The sequence below is a fragment of the Chitinimonas naiadis genome (genome assembly GCF_054780835.1).
Map to the genome: position 1 here is coordinate 259,217 of NZ_BAAGVO010000001.1, position 24,658 is coordinate 283,874.

Genomic DNA, 24,658 nt, shown 5'->3' on the forward strand with positions numbered 1-24,658 from the left:
TGACCGGGGAGGCGCAGGAAGCCTCCTCTCGCCCCGCCAATGTTCAGCTTTGGTTCACTGCATCGCCGGCAAACTGCGTCCATCCCTCCACGAAAGGATGCACGCCATGAAACGCCTCATCATCATCTCCAGTCTGCTTGCCACCGGTTTTGCCAGTGCCAACGCCAACAGTTTCGAGGACACGGCGCGCGTCCGCAATGTCGAGCCGCAGTACGAACGCATCAGTGTGCCCCGCAAGGAGTGCACCAGTGAAGTCGTCACCGAGACCCGCCGGGTTGGTGGTGATCGCAGCTACGGTGGTGCCGTGGTTGGCGGTGTTGCAGGTGCCATCGTCGGTAACCAGGTTGGCAAGGGGCATGGCCGTGAAGCTGCCACCGCGCTGGGTGCCGTGGTCGGTGCGCTGACCGGCGACCGGATCGACAACCGCGACAACCGTACCGAGTACGAAGAAATTCCCCGCGAGATTCAGCGCTGCCGTACCGTTGAGGATTGGCAGAGCCGTGTCACCGGTTACCGCGTGACCTATGAATATCGTGGTCAGCAGTACACTTCCTTCATGCGCGACAACCCGGGCAAGAGCCTGCCGGTGCGTGTGTCGGTTGATCCGCTCGTACCTTAATGTAAATCTCGTTCAATAACGCCTAGTCCAGGATTCACCATGTTGAAACCACTCGCTTTGCTGGCCTGCCTGATCATCACCGCTGTCACGCCCGCCTGGGCGGATGTCAGCCGTGACGATGCGGCTGCCATTGCGCAGCGAGCGAGCAACGGGCGGGTATTGTCGGTGGAAAAATCGGAGCGGGATGGACGGACCGTTTGGCGCGTCAAGGTGGTCACGGCGCAAGGCGAAGTCCGGGTCATCTTTATCGATGCGGCCAGCGGCCGCCCGGTTTGAGCACCGACCTGATATTGACGCTGAACTGACAAGAAAGATCGGCCCAAGCCCATGCGATTGCTGCTGATAGAAGATGAGACTGCGCTACGGCACAGCCTGAAGAAACAACTCGAGGCTGACGGCTACCGGGTCGACGAGGCGGCTGACGGTGAAGACGGCCTGTTCCAGGCCAGTGAGTACCCCGTTGACCTGGCCATCGTCGACCTGGGCTTGCCCAAGATGAGCGGCCTGGCCGTCGTAGAGCGCCTGCGTGCCGATGGCCGTACCTTACCGATCCTGATATTGACTGCCCGTGGCAGTTGGCAGGACAAGGTACAGGGCCTGGAAGCCGGGGCCGACGATTATCTGGTCAAGCCTTTCGAATATCCTGAGCTGGCGGCCCGCATCAAGGCATTGTTGCGCCGTGCCCTGAAGGCGACCTCGGATGTACTGAGCATCGGGCCGCTGGCGATCGATTTCTCTGCCCAGCAGGCCAAGTTGCGCGATCAGCCCATCGAGCTGACCACCTTCGAATACCGCATGCTGGAGTACCTCGTGCGAGAACGCGCGCGCGTGGTCAGCAAGCAGGAATTGTCCGATTACCTCTATCCGCATGACGAAGACCGCGACAGCAATGTGCTGGAAGTGCTGATCGGCCGCTTGCGGCGCAAGCTGGACCCGGACGGCACCCTGAGCCCGATCGAGACCTTGCGGGGTCGCGGTTACCGTTTCGTGCTGGAATAGGGACGGGCTCCGGCCCACCGGCTGAACCATGTCCACCCGCGCAAGCTGGTCCATCCGTACCCGGCTGATGCTCGGCGCCGCCGTGGTACTGCTGGCCTTCCTGGCGGGGGCCGGCCTTGCCTTGCAGCGTGCCTATGCCGATAGCGTGCGCGACTCCCGTTACGAACGCCTGCAAAGTACGGTCTACCTCCTGCTCGCGCGGGCCGAACTCGACACCAGCGGCGGCCTGATCATGCCGCTATCGCTTGAGGAACCGCGGCTCTCGCTGCCGAATTCCGGCCTGTACGCCAATATTTCCAACCCCAGCAGTCGCGAGGAGTGGCAGTCGCCCTCCACCCTGGGCCTGCATCCGCCGTTTCCACGCAAGCTGACCGCCGGTGAATGGCGCTTCCACGAACTGAAGAGCGATGGCAAGGGGTATCTCGCGGCGGCCTATGGCGTGAAGTGGGCGGAAGGCCCGCGTGCCATGCCACTGACCTTCGCGGTGGTGGAGGACGAATCTGAGTTCTTTACCGAGCTGGCGAGTTTCCGTCGCACGTTGTGGACCTGGCTGGGCGGTGCCGGCATCGTGCTGCTGATCACCCAGACCTTGTTGCTGGGCTGGGGCCTGGCTCCCTTGCGACGCGTGGCGCGTGAAATCATGCGCATCGAGCAAGGCGAGCAGCCGCGTGTCGAGGGCGTCTATCCGTCCGAGATTGCCGGTCTGACCAACAACCTCAATACCCTGATCGAACAGCAACACGCGCGGCAGACGCGCTACAAGGATGCGCTGGGCGACCTTGCCCACAGCCTGAAGACGCCGTTGGCCGTGTTGCGCGGCGCGCTCTCGGAACCTGCTGATCTGCCGGCCATGGTCGAGCAGCAGGTCTCGCGCATGGATGGCATCGTCCAGCATCAGCTCGGGCGAGCCGCCGCCAGCGGCTCGACCCGTTTCGCGCCACCATTGCAGCTCTCGCCCATTTTCCGCCGTATCGTGGATTCACTGGCCAAGGTCTATGCCGACAAGGGGCTGGAGTTCCAGCTAGCCTGCCCGGACCAGCTGCTCTGGCGTATCGACGAGGGTGATGCCTTCGAGGTGTTTGGCAACCTGCTCGACAATGCGGCCAAGTGGGCGCGGACCCGCGTCCGGCTGTCTACCAAGCTGGACGGACAGGCCTTGCTGGTGGTGATCGAGGATGACGGTCCCGGTTTCAGCGACCCGGATGCAGCACTGCAACGAGGTGTCCGGCTGGATGAGCGGGTGCCTGGTCATGGCATTGGTCTTACCGTCGTCGCCGATATCGTCGGCGCCCACGGCGGCCAGCTGACGCTCAGCCGCGCGGCGCATGGCGGGGCGCAGGTACATATCCGCCTGCCTTCGCCGCTGGCCGATTCCTAGCCGTGCGCGAACTCTGGCCTTATGCTGGAGTCTGATGACCGGGCTCGGTCTGATGGTGAGTGTCGCCAGCCGTGCCTGCTGGTTTCGAAATCCAGTTCATCCAGGTATTTTCTACTACAACAAGCCGGCCTGTGGCCGGCCGGGAGATCGTGCAATGTCGAACACAGCATACGGTGCGGGAAGTGGACGTAGTCGGGTTGTCACGAAGCCCAACATGCAGAGCCGGCTAGTGGGGGCGGGCGGCTTGTTGCTGCTGGCAGCCTTCCTGCTCCATACCCCCTGGGCCCAGGCCGCCGAGGCGGCTGCCCCGACAGCGACCGTGGCGACGCAGTCCTTGCAGCCCATCCTCAGTGGTAGCTGGCGCTCGGAGAAGAACAGCGCACGTGATATCTATCGTCATCCGGCCGAGACACTGGCTTTCTTTGGCGTGCAGCCGAACAGCCAGTTGATCGAGATCACGCCAGGTGGCGGTTGGTATACCGAAATCCTGGCGCCGTGGCTCAAGCAGCAAGGCAGCTACACCGCAGCCATCGTGAACCCGGACAAGGTGGAGGGGCGTGATCGCGACTATTACGGCAAGGGACGCAGCAGCTTCCAGGCCAAACTGGCTGGCGATGCCGAGCGCTACGGCAAGGTGCAGGTGCGGGAGTTCGATCTGGCACAGCCGAGCTTCGGTCCGTCAGCCTCTGCCGACACGGTGCTGAGTTTCCGCAATGTCCATAATTGGGTAGATGCCGGTAACGAGAAAGCCTATTTCAAGGCCTTCTTCGAGGTGCTCAAGCCGGGCGGCGTGCTTGGCATCGTCGATCACCGGGCTGTGGCAGGCAAGCCGCTGGAGAAATCCACCGGCTACCTGCCGGAGGCGTATGTGATCCAGTTGGCCAGCGAGGCGGGCTTTCTGTTGACCGGCAGCAGCGAGGTCAATGCCAATGCCAAGGATACGAAGGATCATCCCAAGGGAGTCTGGACCTTGCCGCCTACCTTGGCGCTTGGCGAGCAGGACAAGGCCAAGTATCTGGCCATCGGCGAGAGTGACCGCTTTACGCTGCGATTTATCAAGCCCGCGCGCTGAGCAGGCTGGTTGGGAATACGCGCCGGATCGGACATGCCCGATCCGGCGTTTTTCATGGGGCGTTGCGGTGCCCCAGGGCACAGTAGTCGAAGGCCTTGTTGAAACCCGCCCGGTCCAGCTCACCCAGGTTGGCCCAGCAGCGGCTACGGTCGGCGTTGAGGATGGCGGTGAAGGGCATCGCGACGATCCCGTTGCCGAACTGTCGCAGGATGGACCGCGGGTCGGCCGGGGCCAGCAGATTGGTGAAAGACAGTGGGTTATCGGTCAGAAACTGCAGCACGGCGGTACGGTCATCCATGGCGACGCCGACAAAGCGTACTTCCGGGTGAGCCAGCGCCAGCTTCGACAGCCACTTCAATTCCTCACGACAGGGTGCGCAGCCATTGGTCCAGAAGTTGACGACCGTGGGACGGGCGTCGAGCGCACTCAAGGTATAGGACTGCTGGCTGACGACTTCGGGCAGGGTGAAGTCCAGCCGGGCAGGGGCCGGTTTGCTTGCGGCGAGACCAGGGAGGGAGGCGCCGATCAGGCTGGCGCCCAGCAGTAGCAGTAGCAGGGATGGGATTTTCATGGGGATTCAGGGCTGCGGGCAGCCTGGTGCTATGGCAAGCAATGGACGGCGACGGGGTTAGGATGCCTGCCGCCGGCCAAGGTTCGCAAGCTGGTGATACCTGATGCGTTATTCGAGCTGCAAGGTTTGCTCGATCGACTCCCACGGGATGTACTTGAAGTTCTGCGGGCCGTCCGGCAGGCGCTTGTGACCGTCATGAACCACCAGCCCGCCACGCGGGAAGGCTGGGCCGAGATTGGCGTTGCTCAGGTCGAGGCCATCGGTCTCGGAACTGCCATCGATCCCCAGCTCGGCGTTGATCCCGACCTTGAAGCTGCCGCGATGCCGGAACGGCGGGCTGGCTTCCAGGACCTCGTAGCGATCGGCACCCTGGCTCGATACCACCAGATAGCTGCGTTGCCTGCCACGATAGATGCCCATGCCCTCGACGTCGGCCTTTAGCAGTTCACCGACCGGCAGGACCAGCCGGGCCGGGCTCGCCCGCTCGGCATCGGCTTCGGTAACCCAGAGCCCGCGCTTTTCCTCGCCAAAGAACAGCAGTCCGCTCTGGTCGTCGGCCACGCAGCCCTCGGGCTGGGTTGCGACACTGAAGCGGCGCAACAACTGGCCTGCCAGCTTGTTGTCGCTGATCCCTAAGCGGTAGTGCAGGTAGCTGCCATCCTTGTCGTTGACGAACACTTCCAGTCCGCCCCGTTTGGGCTGATAGACGCAGACGCCATAGATATTCTGCAAGGGGGTAGGAATGCGGGCCCGCTCGCTGACCACACCGTCGCCATCGATCCCGAATACCACGAGGCTCAGATCGTCACGCTGCGTGGCTACCGCGAGGTCCAGCGTCTCGTTGCCAAGGCGAACACCCTGGCGCAGGTCGACGTTGTTGATACGGCCTACCGGCAGGAACTGGCGTTGCTGCCCCTTCATGTCGTAGACCAGCAAGCCTTGCTTCTTGTTGGTGGCCAGTATCCGACTGTCGGCAGGCTGGTGCGGGTTGGCCCAGATGGCAGGATCGTCGGCTGCATCGCCGGCCTGCAGCATGGGTTCGGTCTGCACCGTCGGCAGGACATAGGGCAGTACCCGCGCCGTGCTGGTTGTCGAGGAGACGGCAGCAGGTACGGACAACCAGTCGCCGCCCTCGTGTCGGCGGGCCAGCAAGCCGGTGCCGCCCCATGCCAGCGTGTCGAAGGCCGGGCGGGTCTGGGTAGCGCCGGCTAGTGCCTGCCAACCGTGTGGCCCAAGTCGTGCGCCATAACGTCGTGTCCCTGCGGCGTCCAGCGCCCATACCTGTCCGGCCCGGGCCACATGGCTTGCTATGCCGCCGGTAATCGGGCCGTAGGGGTGTTGCAGCAGGACGGCCTGGCGCTTGAGCGGGCGCTCCGGGTCTGCTGGGTAGGCCCACAGGCCCAGGCCTGGCTCGCTGATCAGCAATCGACCGTTGCTATCGTCCACCTCGCAGGACTCGACGCCGGGCGGCAGGGCGAGGCTGCGCAGCTTGCGTGGTTCGGGGCCGCTCAGCAGCCATTGCTCGGCCTGGCCTTCCTCGCCGATGACGAACAATTGCAGCAGGGCCTGCGGATCGCGGTACAGGCACACAGCCTTGCCGGCATAGGCCTGGGCCGGCAGTAGCGGCAGTTTTTCCAGCCTGCCATTGCTGGGATCGATGCGCAGCGGCTGGACGCGTTGCTGGTCCTGGTCGATCACGACGGCCAGATAGCCGGAACCGTCGGGGCGGCTGTCGAGTGCTTCGCTTCGTAGCTTCAGCTGGCTTAACAGTTGGCCTTGCGAGTCGAGTAGGGTGAGTTTCTTCTTTTCCTGGCTCAGCCAGTATTGGCCGCCCAGGGGGGTGACCTGACGAGCGCCGCGGAGGGCGGCTGGCGGCGTTGCGGCCAGGACAGTCTGGCCGATGCAGCAGGCCAGCATGATGGGGAGCAAGGCCGGTAGGCGGGTTTGATTGGGCATGAAAGTGTCTTGTTCGTTAAGACCGGCCCATCATGTCAATGACAGGCCGGCTGGTGGCAGATCAGTACAGCGTGAACTTGAGGCCGAGCTTGTAGGTGCGGCCGTACTGCTCGTACTGATAATTGCGACTGCGATCCCCCAGGTAGACATAGTAGGGCTCGTCATTGAGGTTCAGCGCCTCGAATACCAGCTGGGTGTGCTTGCTGAGTCGCAGCGTGGCCGAAAGATCGAACTGGGTTTGCGCATCGACATAGGCATCCCGGCGGCTGTCCAGCACATCGCCAATTTCCATCAGGTACCTGGACTTGTAGTTGGCTGCGATACGGGTACTCCAGCTTGCCGTCTCGTAGCCCAGGGTCAGGTTGGCGGTGCGGTTGGAAGCGCTCGGCAGGTCGATATTGCGGCGCTGCAGGCGGGCGCTGGTGGCGTCGTACTTCTGGATGGCCGCTTCCGAGTGCGACAAGGTCAGGTTGGCACCGAGCAGCAGACCGTTCCAGGGGGCGGGCAGGTCCTTGAAGTCACGGTTGTAATTGAGCTCCAGGCCATAGACCTTGGCCTTGTCGCCGTTGGCAAACGTGGCGGCGCTATCGAAGCCTGTCCATTGACCGGTACCGGCCAGATCGGTGTTGTAGATGAAGTTGCTGATCCGTTTGTAGAACAGATAGGCCGAGACCGTGCTGGCCTTGCCCAGGCGGCGTTCCAGGCCCAGATCCAGATTGTGCGACTTCAGCGGCTTGAGGCTGGGGTTGCCAAACTCGGCTTCGCCTTCCGCGTCGTCGATCAGGTAGCCGGGGCGCATCTGCTCGAAGGTAGGGCGAACGACCGAGTTGGTCCAGGCGGCACGGAGGCTGGTCGCATCGTCGAGATCATTACGCAGGTGCAGTGCGGGCAACCAATGGCGGTACTGGTTCTCGGCATGGCTGGGTTTGAAGCTGCCATCCTCCTGACCGGTCCCGTCCAGCTTTTGACGGGTCCCTTCGTAGCGGACACCCGCCAGCCAACGCCAGGCGCCGGTGTCGTAGGTGGTCTGCAGGTAGGCGGCGTCGATATCTTCCTTGATCTGATAGTCCTCGATCAGGGAGGCGCTCTTGTCCAGGTAGGCCTCGTGCGGGATGCCGGCAAACAGCTGCCGTATCGCGCCGACATTGATACGCGGCCCGAGTCGGCCGAGACCCCAGTCCACGTCGCCATCGAGGTAGCTTGCCAGCTCCAGCGGATTCTTGCCGAGCGAGGCGGGGGCCTTGTTCAGGCTCTTGAAGGCCCAGGTCGTGCTGTCGAAGAATTTGTCGCGGCGGCTGAGCTTGGCACCAAACTTCAGCCCCAGTTGCTCGTCACCGATGGTGAGCTTGCGCGACAGGTCGACGCGCAGATTGTGCTCCTTGTCTTCGCTGTCGGTCATCGGGGCCTTGGCCTTGGACAGGGCAAACTGGGCCGGGTCGAACCGGCTTGCCGGGGCGACGAGTTGCGGGCGGCTGGCATCGTTGAAGCCCACGCTGCTGAAGGTGTTCTTGCCGGCGAACTCCACCCCGCTCAGGTACTCGGGTTCCTTCTCGCTGGATCGACTAAGACCGCCTGCCAACTGGAGTTTCCAGTCCGCGAGTTTCTGCTCCGTACCCAGGCTCAGCGAGCGGACTTCCTGAATTTCTTCTCGCGTCTTGAGCGCGCGGCTGATCTTGGCCGTACCGATGGCATCGACGGCCTGTGGCTTGCTGAACGTGGTCGTGGTGGATTGGCGCTCTTCGGTGTCGTCAAAACGGGTGAACAGCGTACGCAGGTAGTAGCGGCTGCCGGCTTCGGGCTTGTAATCCAGGTTGAAGGCGGCACCGAGCCGTTCGCGTTCGATACGGTAGTCGCGCTGTTCGAACTTCTCCAGCAGGGCCTTGCCGTCGCTGAACTGCCAGGCACCCCCGGTCTCGATATTGTCCGAACCGAATTTGCGCTTCTCCCAGCTCACGCCGGTGGCGATCCCCAGTCGGCCGTCGGCAAATCGGTCACTCCAGGCGGCGTCGAGCTTGGGGCTGTTCTGGCCGGTGTTGTCGTTGTGGCTGCCCTGGACTTCCAGCGACACGAAGCGGCCCGGGGAGTCGAATGCGGACAGGGTCTTGACCTCGACCGTACCGCCGATGGAGTTGGCATCCTGGTCCGGTGTCAGTGTCTTCTGTACTTCCAGCGAGCGGATCAGCGGGGTGGGAATCACGTCGAGCATGACGGCGCGGCGGCTACTCTCCGGTGACGGCAAGGCTGCGCCGTTGATGGTCACGCTGTTGAGATCCGGCCCCAGGCCTCGTACCCGCACGTAGCGGCCTTCGCCCTGGTCGCGCTCGATGGAGACGCCGGGCACGCGCTGCAGCGCCTCGGCGACATTGCTGTCGGGCAGGGCGCCGATGCCATCGGCGTGAACCACGCTGACAATGGCGTCCGCCACCTGCTGGGCATCCAGTGCGCTGCGGGTACTGGCGGCCTGGCCCACGATCTGGATTGCTTCTGCCGGGGTATCGGCGGCCCAGGCTGACGGCAGCAGGCCGGCAAGGCAGAGGGCGATGAGGGTAGGTCGTTGGCCGTGATGGCGGTGCGGCGTGGTCTGGCGATACTGCGACATGGTCTTGTTCTCCCTGATGGCGATGGCTGGATCGGTCGCCACGCTAGGGGTGGGAGGTTGCGGCTTTGTTACGGCTGAGCGGTGTGGCACCGCGTAATCAAGGGTTTAGTGTGGTTTGAGACGGGGCTTGAGCTGTTTTGCCCCGGTGCCGGGTATCGTGGCTGCGGGCTCCCCGGCCGGTGGCGCCATGCCGGTGGGCATGTTTGCCACTAGGGTGAGCTGAATTGCCGGATTGGGTGGTTTGTCATGTGCCAGCCACATCCGAGGCATAGCCTGCGTTCATTGCTGAAAACCGAGATGCCCCATATGCACCATCCCTACCGCCTGCCCCTGGGCCTGATCTGCCTTGCGGCGGGCTGCGCGACCCTTTTGTTCATGCTGCAAGGGCAAGCCAAGGTGGTAGCCCTGTGGCAGTGGACGGACATCATCGGTGAAGGCGGCATGGCCCTGATGTCGGCCGGCTGGATGCTGATGATACTGGGCAGCCGTCCCCGTGGCCGGGTCACCACGCTGCTGGCCAGCGGCTTGGCCGGTATTGCACTGGGTTCCTGGGTCGATTGCATGGATGAGTTCTGGAAACTCGACCATGCGGTGCTGTGGGACAACTGGCTGGAGGCCGGGCTGACGCTGGGTGGCATGCTCACCCTGACGGTAGGGTTGTATTGCTGGCGCGAAGAGCAGTTCGTCCTCAATGAGCAGCTGCTCAAGCGCGAGCGCCTGTTCCGTGAGCATCGCGCCTTCGACCGTATTACCCAACTGGCCAATGCCGAATACCTGCGACGGCAGATCCGGCTCGAGCAGGCGCGGCAGGCCGAGGTGCCATGCGGTTTGATCCTGCTGGATATCGATCGTTTCCACGCCATCAATCGCGAACATGGTGCCGCCGAGGGGGATAGGGTATTGCAGGCCTTGAGCCACCTGCTGTTGCTCAATCTGCGTAATGACGATCTGCTCTGTCGCTATGCTGGCGACCGCTTTGCCATCCTGCTGCCGGAGACGCAACTGCCGGATACCGAGCAGATGGCGCGTCAGCTGCGGGAGGCGGTGGCGACGTTGGCGCATCACAGCCGCGCCCATGGGCAGCGACTGCAACTGTCGGCACGGGTGGCCTGCGCCGTGGCGGACCGCGATGCCGATATCCTGCTACAGGTCTTGAATGCGGCGCTGGAACCCGCTGCAGCGGCGTTGCCGGCCATGCAGACCATCTGATCCATGCTTGCGGCCTGCTATGGCGCAGATACCGTGCTGATCCCGAGCCTGCATCAACCGGCGCTGGTGCTGGAGTTTGCGCGCAGCCGCGATCTGGACAGCCATGTGCTACTGCGGGGGACCGGCCTGTTCGAGGCGGACATGGCTGCAGCCGGTCGACGTATCACGCCGATGCAGCTGTCGGGCATGCTCGGCAATCTGGCCAGAGCCTTGCCGGAACGGGATGTCAGCTTCCAGCTGGGCCAGCAATGGCTGCCGGGCCACTACGGTTCGATCAGCCTGGCGCTGATGCAGGCCAGTCACCTGGAGCAGGCGCTGGATATCCTGCTGTCGCACCAGGCGACACTGTGCCCCTTGCTGGGGCCGCGTTACAGACGGGAGGGGGAGCAACTGATCGTCTACTGGACCGACAGTTGTGGTGCTGGAGCATTGCGGCCGTTCCTGGTTGAGTTGCATATGACCGCCCTGACGGCGATGTGTCGCTGGTTGAGTGGAGAGCGGCTGCCCTGGCGTTATTGCTTCAACCGCACCCGGCCGCGCTACCTGGAGCAGCATGAGGTGCACCTGGGGGGGCAGTTGCAGTTTGGCAGCCAGTTCGATGGCATGCTGCTGGATGCCGGCTGGTTGAGCCGACCCTGGTCACGTGGCAATGAGCGGGCGGTCGAACTGCTTCTGCGCCAGGCCGGGCAGGATACGGCGCCGATGCGCAGCCTGTTGCAGGCGGTCTACGACCATCTGCTGGCCCATATCCGCCGGCCGCCCAGTCTGGAAGGTACGGCCCAGGCATTCGGCGTCAGCCCCGCCACGCTGAAGCGCCACCTGGCGCGCGATGGCACGCATTTCCAGGCCTTGCTGGACCTGGTACGCACCCATGTCGCCATTTGCCTCATGCAGTTTCAGGGCTACGACCCTGAAGCGCTGGCGGACTACCTGGGCTTTCATGACGCGCGCAATTTTCGCCGCTCCTTCCAGCGCTGGACCGGACTGGGCGGCAGCCAGTGGCTGGAAGCCACCGGACTGCACCTATAGGCCGATCAGGGTCGGGCTTGCATCAAGGACTTGATCATGCCGACCGGTGCGCTGCCATAGCTCAGGAACTCGTCATGAAAGCGCTTGAGGTTGAACTGCTCGCCCTGCGCTGCCTTGAGGCGTTCGCGGAAATCGTAGATGGCGGCATAGCCGGCAAAGTAGCTGCTTAGCTGCACGGAGCTCAGCGTGGCCCTGCGCCACTTTCCGCGGGCTTCGGTATCGGACTGGAAGGCTTCGTACTTGAGCAGGTCGAGCACCTGCTGCTCGCTCATGTCCTGCACATGCACGGCGTAGTCCACGATGGTGTTGCAGACGGCACGCAGATTCCATTTGGAGTACATCAGCCACATTTCCGGTGTATTCCCGCCATAGCCGGACTCCAGCATCATGCGTTCGCTGTAGACCGCCCAACCCTCGATCATGGCGCCATTGCCGAACACGCTTTTGATGGGCGAGGGAGACTTGTTGCTGTTGAGCAGCTGCACATAGTGGCCTGGAATCGCCTCGTGGATATTGAGCACCTGCAATATCCATTCGTTGTATTCCCGCAGGTAGGATTCCGCCTGCTCCGGCGTATAGCCATCCAGTGGCGTCACGTTGTAATAGGTATTGGCCGTAGGATCGTAGGGGCCAGGCGCGCTGATGGAAGCGCCAGCGATGCCGCGCATGTAGACAGGGGTCTCACGCACCTGCAGCGGGCGGCTCGGGTCCAGTTCCACCAGTTGATGGTCACTGACCCATTGGGCCAGCACGGGTAGCTGCCGCTTGATTTCCGGCAGCAGGTCCGCCGGTGCAATATGCCTTGCCGACATGGCGTCGATCAGCAGCCGGATTTTTTCCAGCCGGCTTGCCGGTTCGGCCACACCTGCCATGTACTTGGGCCACAAGGTATCGGCCAGTTCGCCCATACGCTGATGCAGCCGGGCTTTTTCCTCCAGTGCACGCTGGTAAAGCTGCTCGGCCGTCAGGTCGGTCTGGATATCGTGCCGGAACTTGGCCTCGAAGGCGGCCTTGCCGATACGGAAGGAGCGCCCCTTGCCGGCGACCAATTGCGGTTCCAGTTGCTTGAGCCAGCTGGCGTAGTCGGCCACGGCGGTCCGGGCCTTGGCCGCCAGTTGGCCAAGCTGGGCTTTCTCCTGCTTGCTCAGGGCGGATGCGACAACCGCCTTGTCAAAGCCGTCGCCAAATACGTCCAGCACACCCTGACTCTGTGCAATGGCCAGCTGGGTATGCTCCAGCGTGGGCTTACGCAGGCTGGCTCTGGCGGCTGCGTAGTAGGCGGGCACCTGCCGCAGGCGCTTGGCGATCACGCGCAGGCGTTGCTCCAGCGGTGCATAGGGGGTATTGAGCAGCAGGGAAAAGGATTCCGCGACGTTGTACTCGGACGGGTTCCACTCCCATTCCCTGAACTCGTTCAGGTACCAGCGCTGGGATTCGAGCTGGCTGCGGATCAGGGCAAGGTCGGTACGCTGCTGAGGAGGGAGCGTTGCACCTTCCAGCAATGCCGTATGTCGCAGCCATTCGTCGGCAAAGCGCAGCTGCGCGGCGCGGGTTGCGGCGTTGGGTATCGGCAGGCGGTCGGCATAGCGGTAGTAACCCACGCGTATCGCCCAGTCGGGGTTCTGCTGCCAGAAGGCATCCAGAAAAGCCGTGCTGAAACGTGTAATGGCCGGCTGCGTGGCGGTTCTGCTCTCGGATGTATTCGCTGCGGCCTGGGCTGATACGGGTAATGCCAGGCTCAGGCAGACCAGCAGGGCAATGCCGGGTACGGTTTTTCTCATGCTCGAATCCGCTTCGATGGCGGGTGCGTGGCAGCAACCGAGCTGCCAACCGGGCGCACCTCGCCGGGCGGAGCTGAGCATAACGGGAAAACCGGACGCGACGGGCGTGGCTGTGTCGGGACTTGGCGTCGATCCAACAGACAGGGTGAGGGATAGGGGGAAGGTGCTGGCGCCGGAAAGCAAAAAAGGACACATTGCTGTGTCCTTTTTTGTGCCGTACTGGCGTCCCCACGGGGATTCGAACCCCGGTAGTCACCGTGAAAGGGTGGTGTCCTAGGCCTCTAGACGATGGGGACTTAACTGCTGATCAACCGGTAGAGGACCGATCAATCGTCGTTCTTGGTGGAGGTAAACGGGATCGAACCGATGACCTCTTGCATGCCATGCAAGCGCTCTCCCAGCTGAGCTATACCCCCAAGGTAGTACATTGCAGCGTTTCCGCTACGACTCGAGTGCGTCTGGTCGATCACTCAATTTAAGTCGGCTCAACATGCGTGATGCCAAGCTGACTTGTGCTGGCGTCCCCACGGGGATTCGAACCCCGGTAGTCACCGTGAAAGGGTGGTGTCCTAGGCCTCTAGACGATGGGGACTTAACTGCTGATCAACCGGTAGAGGACCGATCAATCGTCGTTCTTTGGTGGAGGTAAACGGGATCGAACCGATGACCTCTTGCATGCCATGCAAGCGCTCTCCCAGCTGAGCTATACCCCCACTCGGGCTTCGCTGCACATTGATGCTGCGGCGAAGAGACGCGCATATTAAGGAGGTTCGTCCCGCTTGTAAACCCCCTTTATGCAATTACCAGAGTTTCCACCAAGGTGTTTCCGGGAAAACGTTGGCTTCGGTCAGTGTGCTGTCCGGATAAGTCTTGCTCAATACCCGGCGGGCGTCGTCGCGCAGCTCGTTCTGGCCCAGCTTGTCGTAGGACGCCGCCATGATGACCAGCGCGGTCTCCACCCGGTCGGTATGGCCGTAGCTTTCCAGTACGGTCTTGGCCCGGTTGGCCGATGCCAGGTAGGCGCCACGGTTGTAGTAATAGCGGGCGACCAGCAGATCGTGGTCGGCCAGGGACACCACCAGGAAGGCCATGCGGTCACGGGCGTCGGCCGAGTAGCGGCTATCGGGGAAACGGGTGACCAGGTCGCGGAAGGCCTCGAACGATTCCTTGGCGGCCTTGGGGTCGCGCTCTGCCATGTTCTGCTTGGAGATGGCCGAGAACAGCGTGCGATCCTCGATAAAGTTCACCAGGCCGCGCAGATAGAGCGCGTAATCGACGTTGGCGTGGGTCGGATGCTGCTTCAGGAAACGGTCGATGGCCGCGAGGGCCAGCGCCGGTTCCTGGTCCTTGAAGTTGGCGTAGGCGATTTCCAGGTCGGCTTGCTGGGCAAAGCGGCCATAGGGATAACGGCTCTGCAGGGCCTCGAACATCTTCACGGAACGGGTGTAGTTACCGCTGTCCAGTTCCAGCTTGGCTTCGGTGAACATCTGCTCGGCAGTGGCTTTGGCGTCCTCGTCCGGCTTCTGGTTCATGGAACCGCATGCACCAAGTAATAAGGTTACGGCGAGGAAAGGTAGAATGCGCTTCATGGAACACTCCGATATCGAAGCCGATGATTATAACGATTCGGCTGAAACGCTACGCGTTACTGTGCCGAAAGAAATGGGTGGCGGCCGACTTGATGCCGTCCTGGCTAAACTTTTGCCCGACTATTCCCGCAGCCGACTGGCTCGCTGGATAGATGAGGGCAGCGTCCTGCTTGATGGTAAGGCCGCGACCCCCAAGACCAAACTATGGGGAGGGGAGGCTATCACCGTCGAAATCATCCCGGACCCGCAGGAAAATGCTTTCCAGGCCGAACCGGTGGATTTCCCCGTGGTGTACGAGGATGCAACCATCGTGGTCATCGACAAGCCGGCGGGACTGGTAGTTCACCCCGCGGCAGGAAATTGGTCCGGCACGCTGCTCAACGGCCTGCTGCACCGGTTTCCTGAGCTTGCCAGCGTACCGCGCGCCGGCATCGTACACCGGCTGGACAAAGACACCAGCGGCTTGATGGTGGTGGCGAGGACCATCAAAGCGCAAACCGAGCTGGTACGCCAGTTGCAGGCTCGCAGCGTCAAACGGCATTACATGGCCATTGCGCAGGGTAGCCTGTCGCAGGATGGGATCGTCAACGCGCCAATCGGCCGTGACCCGCGTAACCGCCTGAAAATGGCCGTCGTGCCGAGCGGCAAGCCGGCGGTCACCCATTACTCAGTGCTGGAGCGGTTTTTGCGCCACACCCTGGTGGAATGCCGGCTGGAGACCGGCCGCACCCACCAGATCCGCGTCCATATGGCCCACCTGGGCCATTCCCTGGCGGCAGACCCGGTCTACGGCGGCAAGCAGTATGTCGTGTCGCCTGCACTGGCAGCCATGCTGGCCCAGTTTAGCCGTCAGGCACTGCACGCTGCCCGCCTGGCGCTGGTGCATCCCGATTCTGGCCAGACGATGGAATGGACGTCACCATTGCCAGACGATATGCAGGCCCTGTTGCAGCAGTTGCGAGAGGAAAAACCATGAGTACCTGGCTGGCGAATGCCATCAGGCCGGATTGGCCGGCGCCGGAAGGCGTGCAGGCCCTCGTCACCACCCGCCTGGGTGGTGTCGGTATCGGCCCCTACGCCAGCCTGAACCTGGGGCGGCATGTCGGCGACGATGTCGCTACCGTCACGGCCAACCGCTCGCTGCTACGACAGGATCTGCCCGCCGAACCGGCCTGGCTGGAGCAGGTGCACGGTACGGCGGTGGCCGATGTCGGCGCCAGCGGCAGTTCGCTGCAGCAGGCCGATGCGGCGGTCAGCCGGGTACCCGGCGCCGTGTGCGTGGTCATGACGGCAGACTGCCTGCCGGTATTCTTCGCCAGCGAGGACGGCAAGGCGGTCGGTGTGGCGCATGCCGGCTGGCGGGGTTTGAACGATGGCGTGCTGGAGGCCACGATCGCCCGCATGGCAGGTGCAGGTCCGCTGATGGCCTGGATGGGGCCGGCGATCGGTCCGGATGCCTTCGAGGTAGGCGAAGAGGTGAGGGCCGCGTTTCTGGCGAAGGACGCGCGGGCCGAGATGGCATTCCGCCCAGGCGTGCAGGCGGGTAAGTGGTGGGCCGATATCTATCTGCTGGCGCGGCTCCGGCTGGAGGCGGCAGGGTTGACGCAGATATACGGCGGCGGCTTGTGCACCGTGACCGACCAGACCCGTTTCTTCTCCTACCGGCGGGACAAGACCACCGGGCGGATGGCATCGCTGATCTGGATCGCGCCTTGAGCAGGCGGTTGAGTGGATAGCAAAAAGGCGGCCTGCAGGGTCGCCTTTTTTGTTCGCCTGCCGCGAGCGGATCAATCCAGCTGTTTGGCGTCGCTGACCCGATAGTACAGGCCCATGGGGTCATTCTTGAGCAGCTCGAACTTGCCGGACAGGGCAACGGCCTCGTAGCCGAACTTGATCGGCTTGCTGGTCTTGATCTCGATGACCTGGTCCGGTCCACCCGGCAGGCAGAAGGCGCAGGTGGGCGGGGTCGAGGTCAGGATGAAATGGCTTTGCGACTCACCCATGCCCAAGGGCAGCATGAAGCCTTGCAACTTCACAACCTTCTTGTCCAGCGACAGGATGTTCTTGTCGAACTTGGGGGCAAAGCTCTGGCCTTGGGGTATGGCTTCGACCTGGGCCAGCGTCTTCCAGGAGACAAAGCCGGCACGGTCAGCCACGCTGGGGCCGGCGGCGGGTGTGACGCCGAAGGCAGCCCCGCCGACTGGCGCGGGACCAGCCGGCAGGCTCATCGGGTCGGCTGCCTGGGCGGCAAGGCCCAGGCTCAACAGGCTGGCGGCAATCAAACGGGCAAGCATGGCAGGGCTCCAAAACTATCTATGCAGCGTGATGACAGGACACGCGCTCAGGCAAAACGTGGCCGGGCAGACCGGAATTGTATTCGACCCGCCCTGTCGTGTGCAGTTCGCAAGCGGATCGCGTTTACTTTTTGGCTTCCGGGCGAGGCTCCAGCGTGACCGGGTTCAGTATCCACTCATAACGCTTGCCGTCTTTGGTGACGCCGCGCACTTCATAGCATTTGTGGTGTACTTCGGCGTTCTTGACGCTGTGGCCGGCGTCCTCCGCCTTCTTGATGGCGGCAGAGAACGGCTGCCACTTGGTGGTCGGCTCCTGGGTGCAGGGGGTTTCGTCATGGGCCAGGGCGGCACCAGTCAGGCTCAGGGCGATCAGGCTCAGGGCAATGCGCATGCGGTTACTCCTTCATTCAAGAGACACGGTGGAATAGGTGGGGTTGCAAGGTCAACGTTCCGATAGCACCGTACCAATATCGGTACGGTAGGCCTGCCAGGCGGGCAGCAAGGACGCAATGATGCCAACGGCCAACGCCAGCAAGGCCAGCCAGCCTTCTTCGGCCACCCAGTAGTGACCGGTCAGGGCCAGTCCGGGCGTGAGCCCGCTGCGGCCTGCCCATTCGGTCACCCCGTGGCCCAGCAGCAGGCCGAGGGCCGCGCTACCCAGCGCCAGCAGCAGGCCCTCCAGCAATACGGCACTGAACAGGCGCAGGCGGGTGCTGCCCAAGAGGCGCATGACCGCCAGGTCGTAACGACGCTCCTTGAGCGTGGTGTAAAGGGCCACAAACAGTGACAGGCCGGCAGAGGCGATCAGGATCAGCGCGAAGGCTCGGAAGGCATCGAGACCGAAGCCGACGATATGCAGCAAGCGGGCTGACTCCATGGCTGGCGAGGCGGCCTGCATATTGGTGTTGGCATTGATCTGGCGTGGTAGCGCCAACACTGCCAGCGGGGTCTTGTACTTGATCAGCAGGGCCGTGAGCTCGCGAGGCTTGCCATCCTCCTCATCGGCGTCCGTTGGCTTGGCCTGCGCGAGAGGGTTGGCTGCCTGGAATGCCGGATTGGTGCTTTCCTGGCCCTCGTGCAGATCCCAGACGCTTTGCAGGTCGGTCAGGACCAGGTCATCGAGAATGGTGCCGGTGGGGGCGAAGATGCCAACCACCTGGTACTTGTTGTCATCGTGCAGATGGCCACCTGCTGCCAGGCCGTGCGAGCTGGCGAATTCCTCGCCGAGCTTGAGCTGGCTCTTCTTGGCGACGTTGGCACCGAGCACGGCCTCCATCGATACCGACCATAGCTTGCCGGCCGCCAGCTTGCCCCCGTACAGGTCGGCGTAGGCCGGCGTGGTGCCGACGATGCGATAGCCCAGCAGGTTGTCACCCAGGGCCAGCGGGATGGTGCTGTCGATCAGGGGATGCTTCGCCAGCTTGTCGGCCTCGCGCTTGGGGATGTTTCCCGGCGGGATATCGGCATGGTAGACGGTGGAGAGGATCAGTTGCAGCGGGCTGCCCTTGGCGCCGACAACCAGATCGATACCTTCCGCCGTGCGCATCAGCTTGTCCTGCATCTGGGCGTTGAACAACATCAGCATGGTGATGGTGGCGATGCCCAGCGCGAGCAGCGTGGCGTTCAGCGTGGTGTGCAACGGGCGGGCGGCGAGCTGGCGCAGCGAGAGCCGGATGATGTTCATGCTGCCTGCTCCTGTTGCGTGCGATCCAGGCTGAAACGAGTACTGAAACGATCCTTTACCCGGCTGTCGTGGCTTGCGACCAGCAGGCTGGCGCCCGCTTCGCCCGCGGCGGATTGCAAGAGCCCGACCACGGCTTCGGTCGCGGCGTCATCAAGGCTGGCAGTGGGTTCGTCCGCCAGTAGCAGTGCCGGCTTGTTGACGACGGCACGTGCGATCGCCACGCGCTGCGCCTGCCCTTGCGACAGCTGGTGTGGCTTGCGGCCGGCCAGTTCGGCCAGGCCCAGCTCGGCCAGTACCGTGGTGATCCTGTGCCGGTCTTGCGGCAGATGCGCCAGGTATTGTGCCAACTGCAGGTTTTCTGCGACGGTCAGGCTGGCGAGCAGATGAGGGCGTTGCGGGACGAAGCCGACATGACGACCGCGAAAGGCGTCCAGTTGACTGCCGGGTAGTGTGGCCAGGTCCTGGCCCGCCAGCAGGACGCGACCCTCGCTGGCGCGTAGCAGTCCACCCAGTAGTGAGAGCAGCGTGGTCTTGCCACTGCCGGATGGGCCGACCAGTACGGCGCTGCCACCCTGGGGCAGGGTCCAGTCGGGAAAAATCAGCTCGGTGCCACCGGCGTAGCGGTGGTGGACTCGGTCAAGTTGGAACACGGCTTGGGCTCACAAATAGTGCGGCTGGACAGCTGCAGTGGGGCTACGTGGCGAGGCTTGCGTGATGGTGCAGGTCATGACTTTGCCGAAAGAGACTTAAAGCACGCTTAAAGTACGGTCAGTCATGCCGCATCCTTCTACTGATCTTGGCTCAGTTCTGTTTCATCCCGGCGACCAGGGCGCTGATGTTGTAGCGCATCATCGTGACGTAGCTGGCGGCAGGGCCATCGGGGCGCGAGAGGGCGTCGGAATACAAGCGGCTGCCCAGCTTGGCGCCGGTCTCCCGGCTGATCTGTTCCAGCAGCTTGGGGTTGCTGATGTTCTCGACAAAGATGGCCCGGATACCTTCCTGCTTGGCTTGCCGTATCAGCTTGCCGACCTGCTTGGCCGAGGCTTCCGCATCGGTATTCACGCCCTGCGGTGCGAGAAAGGTGATGCCGAAATGGCGGCCCAGGTAGCCGAAGGCATCGTGGGAAGTGATCACGCGGCGCTTGGCCGCCGGTACGCTGGCGATCTGCTGGCTGGCCCAGTTATCGAGCTGCTTCAGGGTCTGCCGGTATTGCTCGGCCCTTTGCTGGTAGTACGCGGCATTGGCCGGGTCCGCCGCCGCCAGGCCGTTGGCGATATTGCTGACGTACTGCTGCACACGGTTCGGATCCTGCCAGGCATGCGGGTCCAACCTGCCGTGGTCATGACCATGGTCGTGATCATGATCGTCGTCGGCCATCTGTTCGGCCTGGACCTTGTCACTCGCCACGACGCGGGCACCACGGTAGCGGCTGGCGCTGGCCAGTCGCTCCATCCAGCCTTCGAAAGCCAGGCCGTTGACCACCAGCAGGCGGGCGCCAGCCAGTGTCTTGCCGTCTTGCGGGCTGGGTTGATAGACGTGTGCGTCGCCGTCCGGTCCGACCAGGGTCTTGACCTCCACCTTGTCGCCGCCAACTTCGGCGACCAGATTGCCGAGGATGCTGAATGAGGCGACGACGGGCAGCTTGTCGGCCGCCGAGGTGGCCAGACTCAGGCTGGTCAGCAGGAGTGGCAGCCAGGATGGGATCTTCATCAGTATCGACTTTCAGGGTAAACGCGGTAGCTGGCTTCTGTATCCCCGGGCCGAAACGTCATGAATCAGGCCTCGAGATGCTGCCGGCCGAGCCAGCGGCGGAGCATGCCGCCGCGGGCACCGAAGGCCAGGGAGATGAAATAGGCGATGCCAGCGGTGAGGATGATGCTGGGGCCGGAAGGCAGGTCGCCGTGGTAGGACGCCAGCAGGCCGACATAGGCAGAGGCAAGCGCGATCAGCAGGGCGATGGCCAGCAGGGCTGGCAGTTCCTTGGCCCAGAGGCGGGCGCTGGCGGCAGGCAGCATCATCAGGCCAACGGCCATGAGGGTACCCAGCGCCTGGAAGCCGGCAACCAGGTTCAATACCACCAGGATCAGGAAGGCGAAGTGCGCCCAGGCACCGCGGCCGCCCATGCTCTGCAGGAATTCCGGATCAAAGCTCTCGACCACCAGCGCCCGGTAGAGCACGGCGAGCACGACCAGCGTGATGGTGGCGACGGAGGCCAGGAAGCCCAGCGCGGCGTCATCCACGGCCAGTACCGTGCCGAACAGGATATGCATCAGGTCCACATTGCTGCCCCACTTGGAGACCAGCAGTACACCACTGGCCAGGGACACCAGATAGAAGGCGGCAAAGCTGGCGTCTTCCTTGAGCTGGGTTGCCCGGGTGACCAGGCCGGCGGCAAGCACGACAACAAGGCCGGCGATCAGCCCCCCGATGCTCATCGCCGTCAGCGACAGTCCGTAGACGATGAAGGCGATCGCGGCGCCGGGCAGGATGGCGTGGCTCATGGCATCGCCCACCAGACTCATGCGGCGCAACACGAGGAACAGGCCGATCGGCGCGCAGCCCAGGGCCAGTGCGAGGCAGCCGACCAGGGCGTGGCGCATGAATGCGAATTCGGCAAACGGTTGCCAGAAGATTTCGTAGGGTGTCATGCGGTCTTCAGTGATCGTGCAGCGCGTGGTCGTGCGGGCTGGTCGCCGTGGTGGGCTGGGCATCGCGGTGGCAGACCGGGGCATCATCATCCCAGTTGACCGTCATGCCGTTGGCACGGGCAATCTTGCTGGGAACCAGGACTTCTTCAGTCGGCCCCCAGGCGATGCATTCCTTGGCCAGTAGCAAGGTCTGCGGAAAATGGCTGCGCACCTGTTCATAGTCGTGCAGCACGGCGATGACGGTACGGCCTTCGAGTCGCCAGGCGGCGATGATGCCCAGCAGATCGGCGGTGGTCCGGGCGTCGAGCGCGGTAAAGGGCTCGTCCAGCAGGATGACGCGGGCGTCCTGCAGTAGCAGGCGAGCAAACAGCACGCGCTGGAACTGACCGGCGGACAGTTCATCCAGTGGCCGCAAGCCGAAGCCTGCCAGGCCGACGCGCGCCAGTGCATCGTCGGCGCGTTGCCGGGCGCTGCGGTTGATACGACCAAACCAGCCTGAGCTGCGCCAGTCGCCCAACAGCACGGCATCCTGTACCGAGAGCGGAAAATCGCGCGCGATCGCGGCTTGTTGCGGCAGATAGGCAATATCGCGCGGCTTGAGGCCGGCGAGGTCCAGCTGGCCGTGGTTGGGCTTGAGCAAACCTACCAGGGATTTGAGCAGGGTGCTTTTGCCCGCGCCGTTTGGCCCGACGATGGCGGTCAGCTCGCCGGACTTGAAGCTGCCGCTGACGTGATGCACGACCGGATGCCGGTGGTAGGTCAGCGTCAGGTTTTGCAGGCGTATTGCCGCAGGCCCCGTCTCCTCGTGGTGCGCATGCGGATGATGATGGTGCGCATGGCTCACGGCGCATCCCCCATCGCCCACCAGACGGCTGCCCACAAGAGGGCCAGCAGCGGCAGGACCAGCAGGATGCGCTGCAGGGCCGACAGGGCGATCAGGCGAGTGTTGAAACTCATGCCGCACCCAGGGTGTCGCCATCGCGACAATCGCGGCACAGACCTTTGACCTCGATATCCTGGCTGGCCACGCTGAAGCCGAACTGGGCGGCGTCTTCCACCAGACGAGCTTCCAGGCGCTCGTCACTGAGCTCCTTCACGGAGTGGCAGCGATCACAGATCAGCATCAGGCCGTGGTGGGGATGTTCGAAGTCGCGACAGGCGACAAAGGCGTTCTTGGAGTCGAGCTTGTGCGCCAGCCCGCTGGCAACCAGGAAGTCCAGCGCCCGATAGACCGTGGGCGGTGCAGCGGTCGGCTTCTGTTTCTGGATTTCGGCCAGCAGGTCATAGGCCTTCATGGAACCGGGTGCCGCCAGCAGCAAGGCCAGTACTTCACGTCGCTGATCGGTAAGCTTTTCCCCGCGCGTGGCGCACCATTGCGCGGCGGCGGCGAGGTCATGTTCCAAATCGTGCGAGTGCTTGTGCATATGTGCCATGGTCAAGATGTTATAACGTAACGTTAAAGAATGGCAAGCCCGCTTGTCCCGGCGACGGCGATGCGCCTGCTGTTTATGGCTGGTCCGTTTGGGCCGCTGTCGAGTCGGTGGGTGCCGTGTCGGCTTCGAACTTGGCTCGTGCCGCCCGGCGCTTCATGATTTCAATCCGGATCAGGATGAAACCTGGCAGCAGACCGGCGAACAGGAAGGTAAAAACCCCCGAGGCAATATGGCCGTCCACGATGGCGACGATGGAAACGATGGCGATGACGTAGAGATAGGCGAGGGCAATAATGAGCATGGACGGTCCTTGGTTGCCGTGTGGGCAACATGGTCCGGCATTCTAATGGCTATCGGTTTATCGCCCCAGACGAAGGCGCAAGTTTGCTGAAAAATTAATCAAGCAAGCGCTCGTTTAAATAATTCGAAGGCGCTAGAATCGGGTCTCTACCCTTATCTTCTGAGTGCTGCCATGCGCACCCGTATCACTGAGCTGTTCGGTATCGACAAACCCTTGATCTGCCCCGGCATGAGCTATATCGCCGTTCCTGAACTGGTCGCTGCGGTTGGTAATGCGGGTGGGCTGGGTATCCTGGCAAGTGGTCCCTGGACGCCGGAGCAGACCCGCGCAGCCATCCGTCGGGTGCGTGAGTTGAGCGACAAGCCATTCGGCGTTGGTGTGACCCTGCTTATGCCGGGTGCAGCTGAAAACGCCAGGGTAGCCTTGGAGGAAAAAGTACCGGTGATCAACTTCTCCTTGGGCAAAGGCGACTGGATCGTTACCGCCGCCAGGCAATACGGTGGCAAGGTCATCGCGACCGTCACTACCGAGAAGCACGCTCGCGCGGCCGAGAAGATCGGCGTCGATGCGTTGCTGGTTACGGGGCACGAGGCCGCAGCTCACGGCGGTGCGGTGACCTCGCTGACGCTGATCCCGGCAATACGTGATGCGGTCAAGCTGCCCATCATCGCTGCCGGTGGCTTTGCCGACGGTCGCGGCCTGATGGCGGCGCTGGCGCTGGGGGCAGATGCCGTCGCCATGGGCACTCGCCTTGCCAGCACCCGTGAGAGCCCGGTGCACGCCGCCACCAAGAACTTAATCGTCAGCAAGAGCGTCAACGACACCATCTATAACGCCAATTTCGACGGCATCCCCTGCCGCATCATGGATACCCCAACCGCCCAGCGCAAATCGCGCAGGCCGCTGACCCTGGTCGAGGCCGTACCGCGTGCCATGCTGGCCGCCCGCCGTATTGGTATGCCGTTCTACAAGGTCTTGGCCGGCGCCCTGGCCCAGCCGGCAGCCATCAAGCAGCTTGCCCAGTTTGGTGCGGCCACCGAATCGATCCGGCTGGCGATCGAGGAGGGCGATCACAGCCGCGGGGTGCAGCTGATCGGGCAGGCCCAAGGTCTGGTCAAGGATATTCCCAGCGTGGGCGACCTGTTTGAACGAGTGCTGCAAGAGGCCTGCCAGGCGCACGCTCGCCTCCCAAGCTGAGTGAGCTTTGCCTGGGTAGAGGCAGGGTGGTTTTGCTACCGGCCTTGCCTTGAGTCTTGGCGGGTTCGCCGCTTGAATACAAAGGCCCTGGGGCGCACCCCCAGGGCCTTTGTATTGCCGTTTACTCGCAGCCTTATCCATCCGGCCGGCATTCTCTGTCAGGGCGTGGTTTATGCGGTTCGATTATATTTTCACCCATCCCCTGTTTGGAGGATGTTCCCGTGCTGAACATCCGCTAGCCTCGCACTCCGGCAAGCCTTGATCTTTGTTACACACTGGCTTGCTGCCGTAGCAATGAA

General features: G+C 63.1%; 24 protein-coding genes and 4 tRNA genes. 10 read left to right on the plus strand and 18 right to left on the minus strand.

Features of this window, described 5'->3' with window-relative positions; genetic code table 11:
* Positions 1-106 precede the first annotated feature (106 nt).
* From ACYVHK_RS01070 to ACYVHK_RS01090, 5 genes are all read left to right on the plus strand, one after another.
* Positions 107-619: a glycine zipper 2TM domain-containing protein gene (locus ACYVHK_RS01070; RefSeq protein WP_460526700.1), complete on the plus strand. Its 513-nt coding sequence runs from the start codon at positions 107-109 to the stop codon at positions 617-619.
* A gap of 39 nt (positions 620-658) precedes the next feature.
* A complete protein-coding gene (locus ACYVHK_RS01075; protein WP_460526702.1) occupies positions 659-895 on the plus strand; it encodes a PepSY domain-containing protein in 237 nt (78 codons plus the stop codon).
* Between the two features lie 51 nt (positions 896-946).
* A complete protein-coding gene (locus tag ACYVHK_RS01080; protein WP_460526704.1) occupies positions 947-1,618 on the plus strand; it encodes a response regulator transcription factor in 672 nt (223 codons plus the stop codon).
* A gap of 28 nt (positions 1,619-1,646) precedes the next feature.
* Positions 1,647-2,996, plus strand: a complete 1,350-nt coding sequence (locus ACYVHK_RS01085; RefSeq protein WP_460526706.1) for a sensor histidine kinase — start codon at positions 1,647-1,649, stop codon at positions 2,994-2,996.
* Between the two features lie 214 nt (positions 2,997-3,210).
* Entirely contained in the window at positions 3,211-4,068 is an 858-nt protein-coding gene (locus ACYVHK_RS01090; RefSeq protein WP_460526708.1) for a class I SAM-dependent methyltransferase, read from the plus strand.
* Positions 4,069-4,120: 52 nt separating this feature from the next.
* On the opposite strand, the gene ACYVHK_RS01095 is transcribed toward ACYVHK_RS01090, so the two are convergent.
* The 3 genes from ACYVHK_RS01095 to ACYVHK_RS01105 all read right to left on the minus strand — a co-directional run bounded on the left by ACYVHK_RS01095 (position 4,121) and on the right by ACYVHK_RS01105 (position 9,194).
* A complete protein-coding gene (locus tag ACYVHK_RS01095; RefSeq protein WP_460526710.1) occupies positions 4,121-4,639 on the minus strand; it encodes a TlpA family protein disulfide reductase in 519 nt (172 codons plus the stop codon).
* Between the two features lie 108 nt (positions 4,640-4,747).
* A complete protein-coding gene (locus ACYVHK_RS01100; RefSeq protein WP_460526712.1) occupies positions 4,748-6,595 on the minus strand; it encodes a phytase in 1,848 nt (615 codons plus the stop codon).
* A gap of 61 nt (positions 6,596-6,656) precedes the next feature.
* The gene (locus ACYVHK_RS01105) at positions 6,657-9,194 is read right to left on the minus strand and encodes a TonB-dependent receptor (protein ID WP_460526714.1); all 2,538 of its coding nucleotides are present in this window, start codon (positions 9,192-9,194) and stop codon (positions 6,657-6,659) included.
* A gap of 297 nt (positions 9,195-9,491) precedes the next feature.
* Here ACYVHK_RS01105 and ACYVHK_RS01110 point away from each other — a divergent pair, with 297 nt between their 5' ends.
* Together ACYVHK_RS01110 and ACYVHK_RS01115 are read left to right on the plus strand one after the other, a co-directional pair.
* Positions 9,492-10,403, plus strand: a complete 912-nt coding sequence (locus ACYVHK_RS01110; RefSeq protein ID WP_460526716.1) for a GGDEF domain-containing protein — start codon at positions 9,492-9,494, stop codon at positions 10,401-10,403.
* Between the two features lie 3 nt (positions 10,404-10,406).
* On the plus strand, positions 10,407-11,432 hold the full coding sequence (locus tag ACYVHK_RS01115; protein WP_460526718.1) for an AraC family transcriptional regulator: 1,026 nt from the start codon (positions 10,407-10,409) through the stop codon (positions 11,430-11,432).
* Between the two features lie 5 nt (positions 11,433-11,437).
* On the opposite strand, the gene ACYVHK_RS01120 is transcribed toward ACYVHK_RS01115, so the two are convergent.
* From ACYVHK_RS01120 to ACYVHK_RS01145, 6 genes are all read right to left on the minus strand, one after another.
* Positions 11,438-13,213 carry a DUF885 domain-containing protein gene (locus ACYVHK_RS01120; RefSeq protein ID WP_460526720.1) on the minus strand — a complete coding sequence of 592 codons (1,776 nt, stop codon included), beginning with the start codon at positions 13,211-13,213 and terminating at the stop codon, positions 11,438-11,440.
* Positions 13,214-13,433: 220 nt separating this feature from the next.
* A tRNA-Glu gene (locus tag ACYVHK_RS01125) sits at positions 13,434-13,509 on the minus strand.
* A gap of 44 nt (positions 13,510-13,553) precedes the next feature.
* Positions 13,554-13,629, minus strand: a tRNA-Ala gene (locus ACYVHK_RS01130).
* A gap of 100 nt (positions 13,630-13,729) precedes the next feature.
* Positions 13,730-13,805: transfer RNA gene (locus tag ACYVHK_RS01135), tRNA-Glu, on the minus strand.
* Positions 13,806-13,850: 45 nt separating this feature from the next.
* A tRNA-Ala gene (locus tag ACYVHK_RS01140) sits at positions 13,851-13,926 on the minus strand.
* A gap of 87 nt (positions 13,927-14,013) precedes the next feature.
* Positions 14,014-14,802 (minus strand): outer membrane protein assembly factor BamD, encoded by a 789-nt coding sequence (locus ACYVHK_RS01145; protein WP_460526722.1) that lies wholly within the window; start codon positions 14,800-14,802, stop codon positions 14,014-14,016.
* On the opposite strand from ACYVHK_RS01145, the gene rluD reads away from it, so the two are divergent.
* A complete protein-coding gene (gene rluD / locus ACYVHK_RS01150; RefSeq protein ID WP_460526724.1) occupies positions 14,801-15,778 on the plus strand; it encodes a 23S rRNA pseudouridine(1911/1915/1917) synthase RluD in 978 nt (325 codons plus the stop codon). The two genes, ACYVHK_RS01145 and rluD, sit on opposite strands and share 2 nt — an antisense overlap.
* Positions 15,775-16,518 carry a purine nucleoside phosphorylase YfiH/LACC1 family protein gene (gene pgeF / locus ACYVHK_RS01155; RefSeq protein WP_460526726.1) on the plus strand — a complete coding sequence of 248 codons (744 nt, stop codon included), beginning with the start codon at positions 15,775-15,777 and terminating at the stop codon, positions 16,516-16,518. The genes rluD and pgeF overlap by 4 nt, the downstream gene beginning before the upstream one ends.
* Before the next feature lie 71 nt (positions 16,519-16,589).
* On the opposite strand, the gene ACYVHK_RS01160 is transcribed toward pgeF, so the two are convergent.
* From ACYVHK_RS01160 to ACYVHK_RS01200, 9 genes are all read right to left on the minus strand, one after another.
* Positions 16,590-17,096, minus strand: a complete 507-nt coding sequence (locus tag ACYVHK_RS01160; protein WP_460526728.1) for a DUF3299 domain-containing protein — start codon at positions 17,094-17,096, stop codon at positions 16,590-16,592.
* 124 nt (positions 17,097-17,220) lie between these two features.
* Entirely contained in the window at positions 17,221-17,487 is a 267-nt protein-coding gene (locus tag ACYVHK_RS01165; RefSeq protein WP_460526730.1) for a PepSY domain-containing protein, read from the minus strand.
* A 51-nt stretch (positions 17,488-17,538) separates the two neighbouring features.
* Complete coding sequence (locus tag ACYVHK_RS01170) at positions 17,539-18,780, minus strand: ABC transporter permease (RefSeq protein ID WP_460526733.1); 1,242 nt, start codon at positions 18,778-18,780, stop codon at positions 17,539-17,541.
* Complete coding sequence (locus tag ACYVHK_RS01175) at positions 18,777-19,430, minus strand: ABC transporter ATP-binding protein (RefSeq protein WP_460526735.1); 654 nt, start codon at positions 19,428-19,430, stop codon at positions 18,777-18,779. The genes ACYVHK_RS01170 and ACYVHK_RS01175 overlap by 4 nt, the downstream gene beginning before the upstream one ends.
* Positions 19,431-19,581: 151 nt before the next feature.
* Complete coding sequence (locus tag ACYVHK_RS01180; RefSeq protein WP_460526737.1) at positions 19,582-20,490, minus strand: TroA family protein; 909 nt, start codon at positions 20,488-20,490, stop codon at positions 19,582-19,584.
* A gap of 65 nt (positions 20,491-20,555) precedes the next feature.
* Positions 20,556-21,428: a metal ABC transporter permease gene (locus ACYVHK_RS01185; RefSeq protein ID WP_460526739.1), complete on the minus strand. Its 873-nt coding sequence runs from the start codon at positions 21,426-21,428 to the stop codon at positions 20,556-20,558.
* Positions 21,429-21,435: 7 nt separating this feature from the next.
* A complete protein-coding gene (locus ACYVHK_RS01190; protein WP_460526741.1) occupies positions 21,436-22,272 on the minus strand; it encodes a metal ABC transporter ATP-binding protein in 837 nt (278 codons plus the stop codon).
* A 109-nt stretch (positions 22,273-22,381) separates the two neighbouring features.
* On the minus strand, positions 22,382-22,861 hold the full coding sequence (locus tag ACYVHK_RS01195; protein ID WP_460526743.1) for a transcriptional repressor: 480 nt from the start codon (positions 22,859-22,861) through the stop codon (positions 22,382-22,384).
* Positions 22,862-22,934: 73 nt separating this feature from the next.
* Positions 22,935-23,162 carry a hypothetical protein gene (locus tag ACYVHK_RS01200; protein ID WP_460526745.1) on the minus strand — a complete coding sequence of 76 codons (228 nt, stop codon included), beginning with the start codon at positions 23,160-23,162 and terminating at the stop codon, positions 22,935-22,937.
* Positions 23,163-23,333: 171 nt separating this feature from the next.
* Here ACYVHK_RS01200 and ACYVHK_RS01205 point away from each other — a divergent pair, with 171 nt between their 5' ends.
* A complete protein-coding gene (locus ACYVHK_RS01205) occupies positions 23,334-24,359 on the plus strand; it encodes an NAD(P)H-dependent flavin oxidoreductase (protein ID WP_460526747.1) in 1,026 nt (341 codons plus the stop codon).
* Positions 24,360-24,658 lie beyond the last annotated feature (299 nt).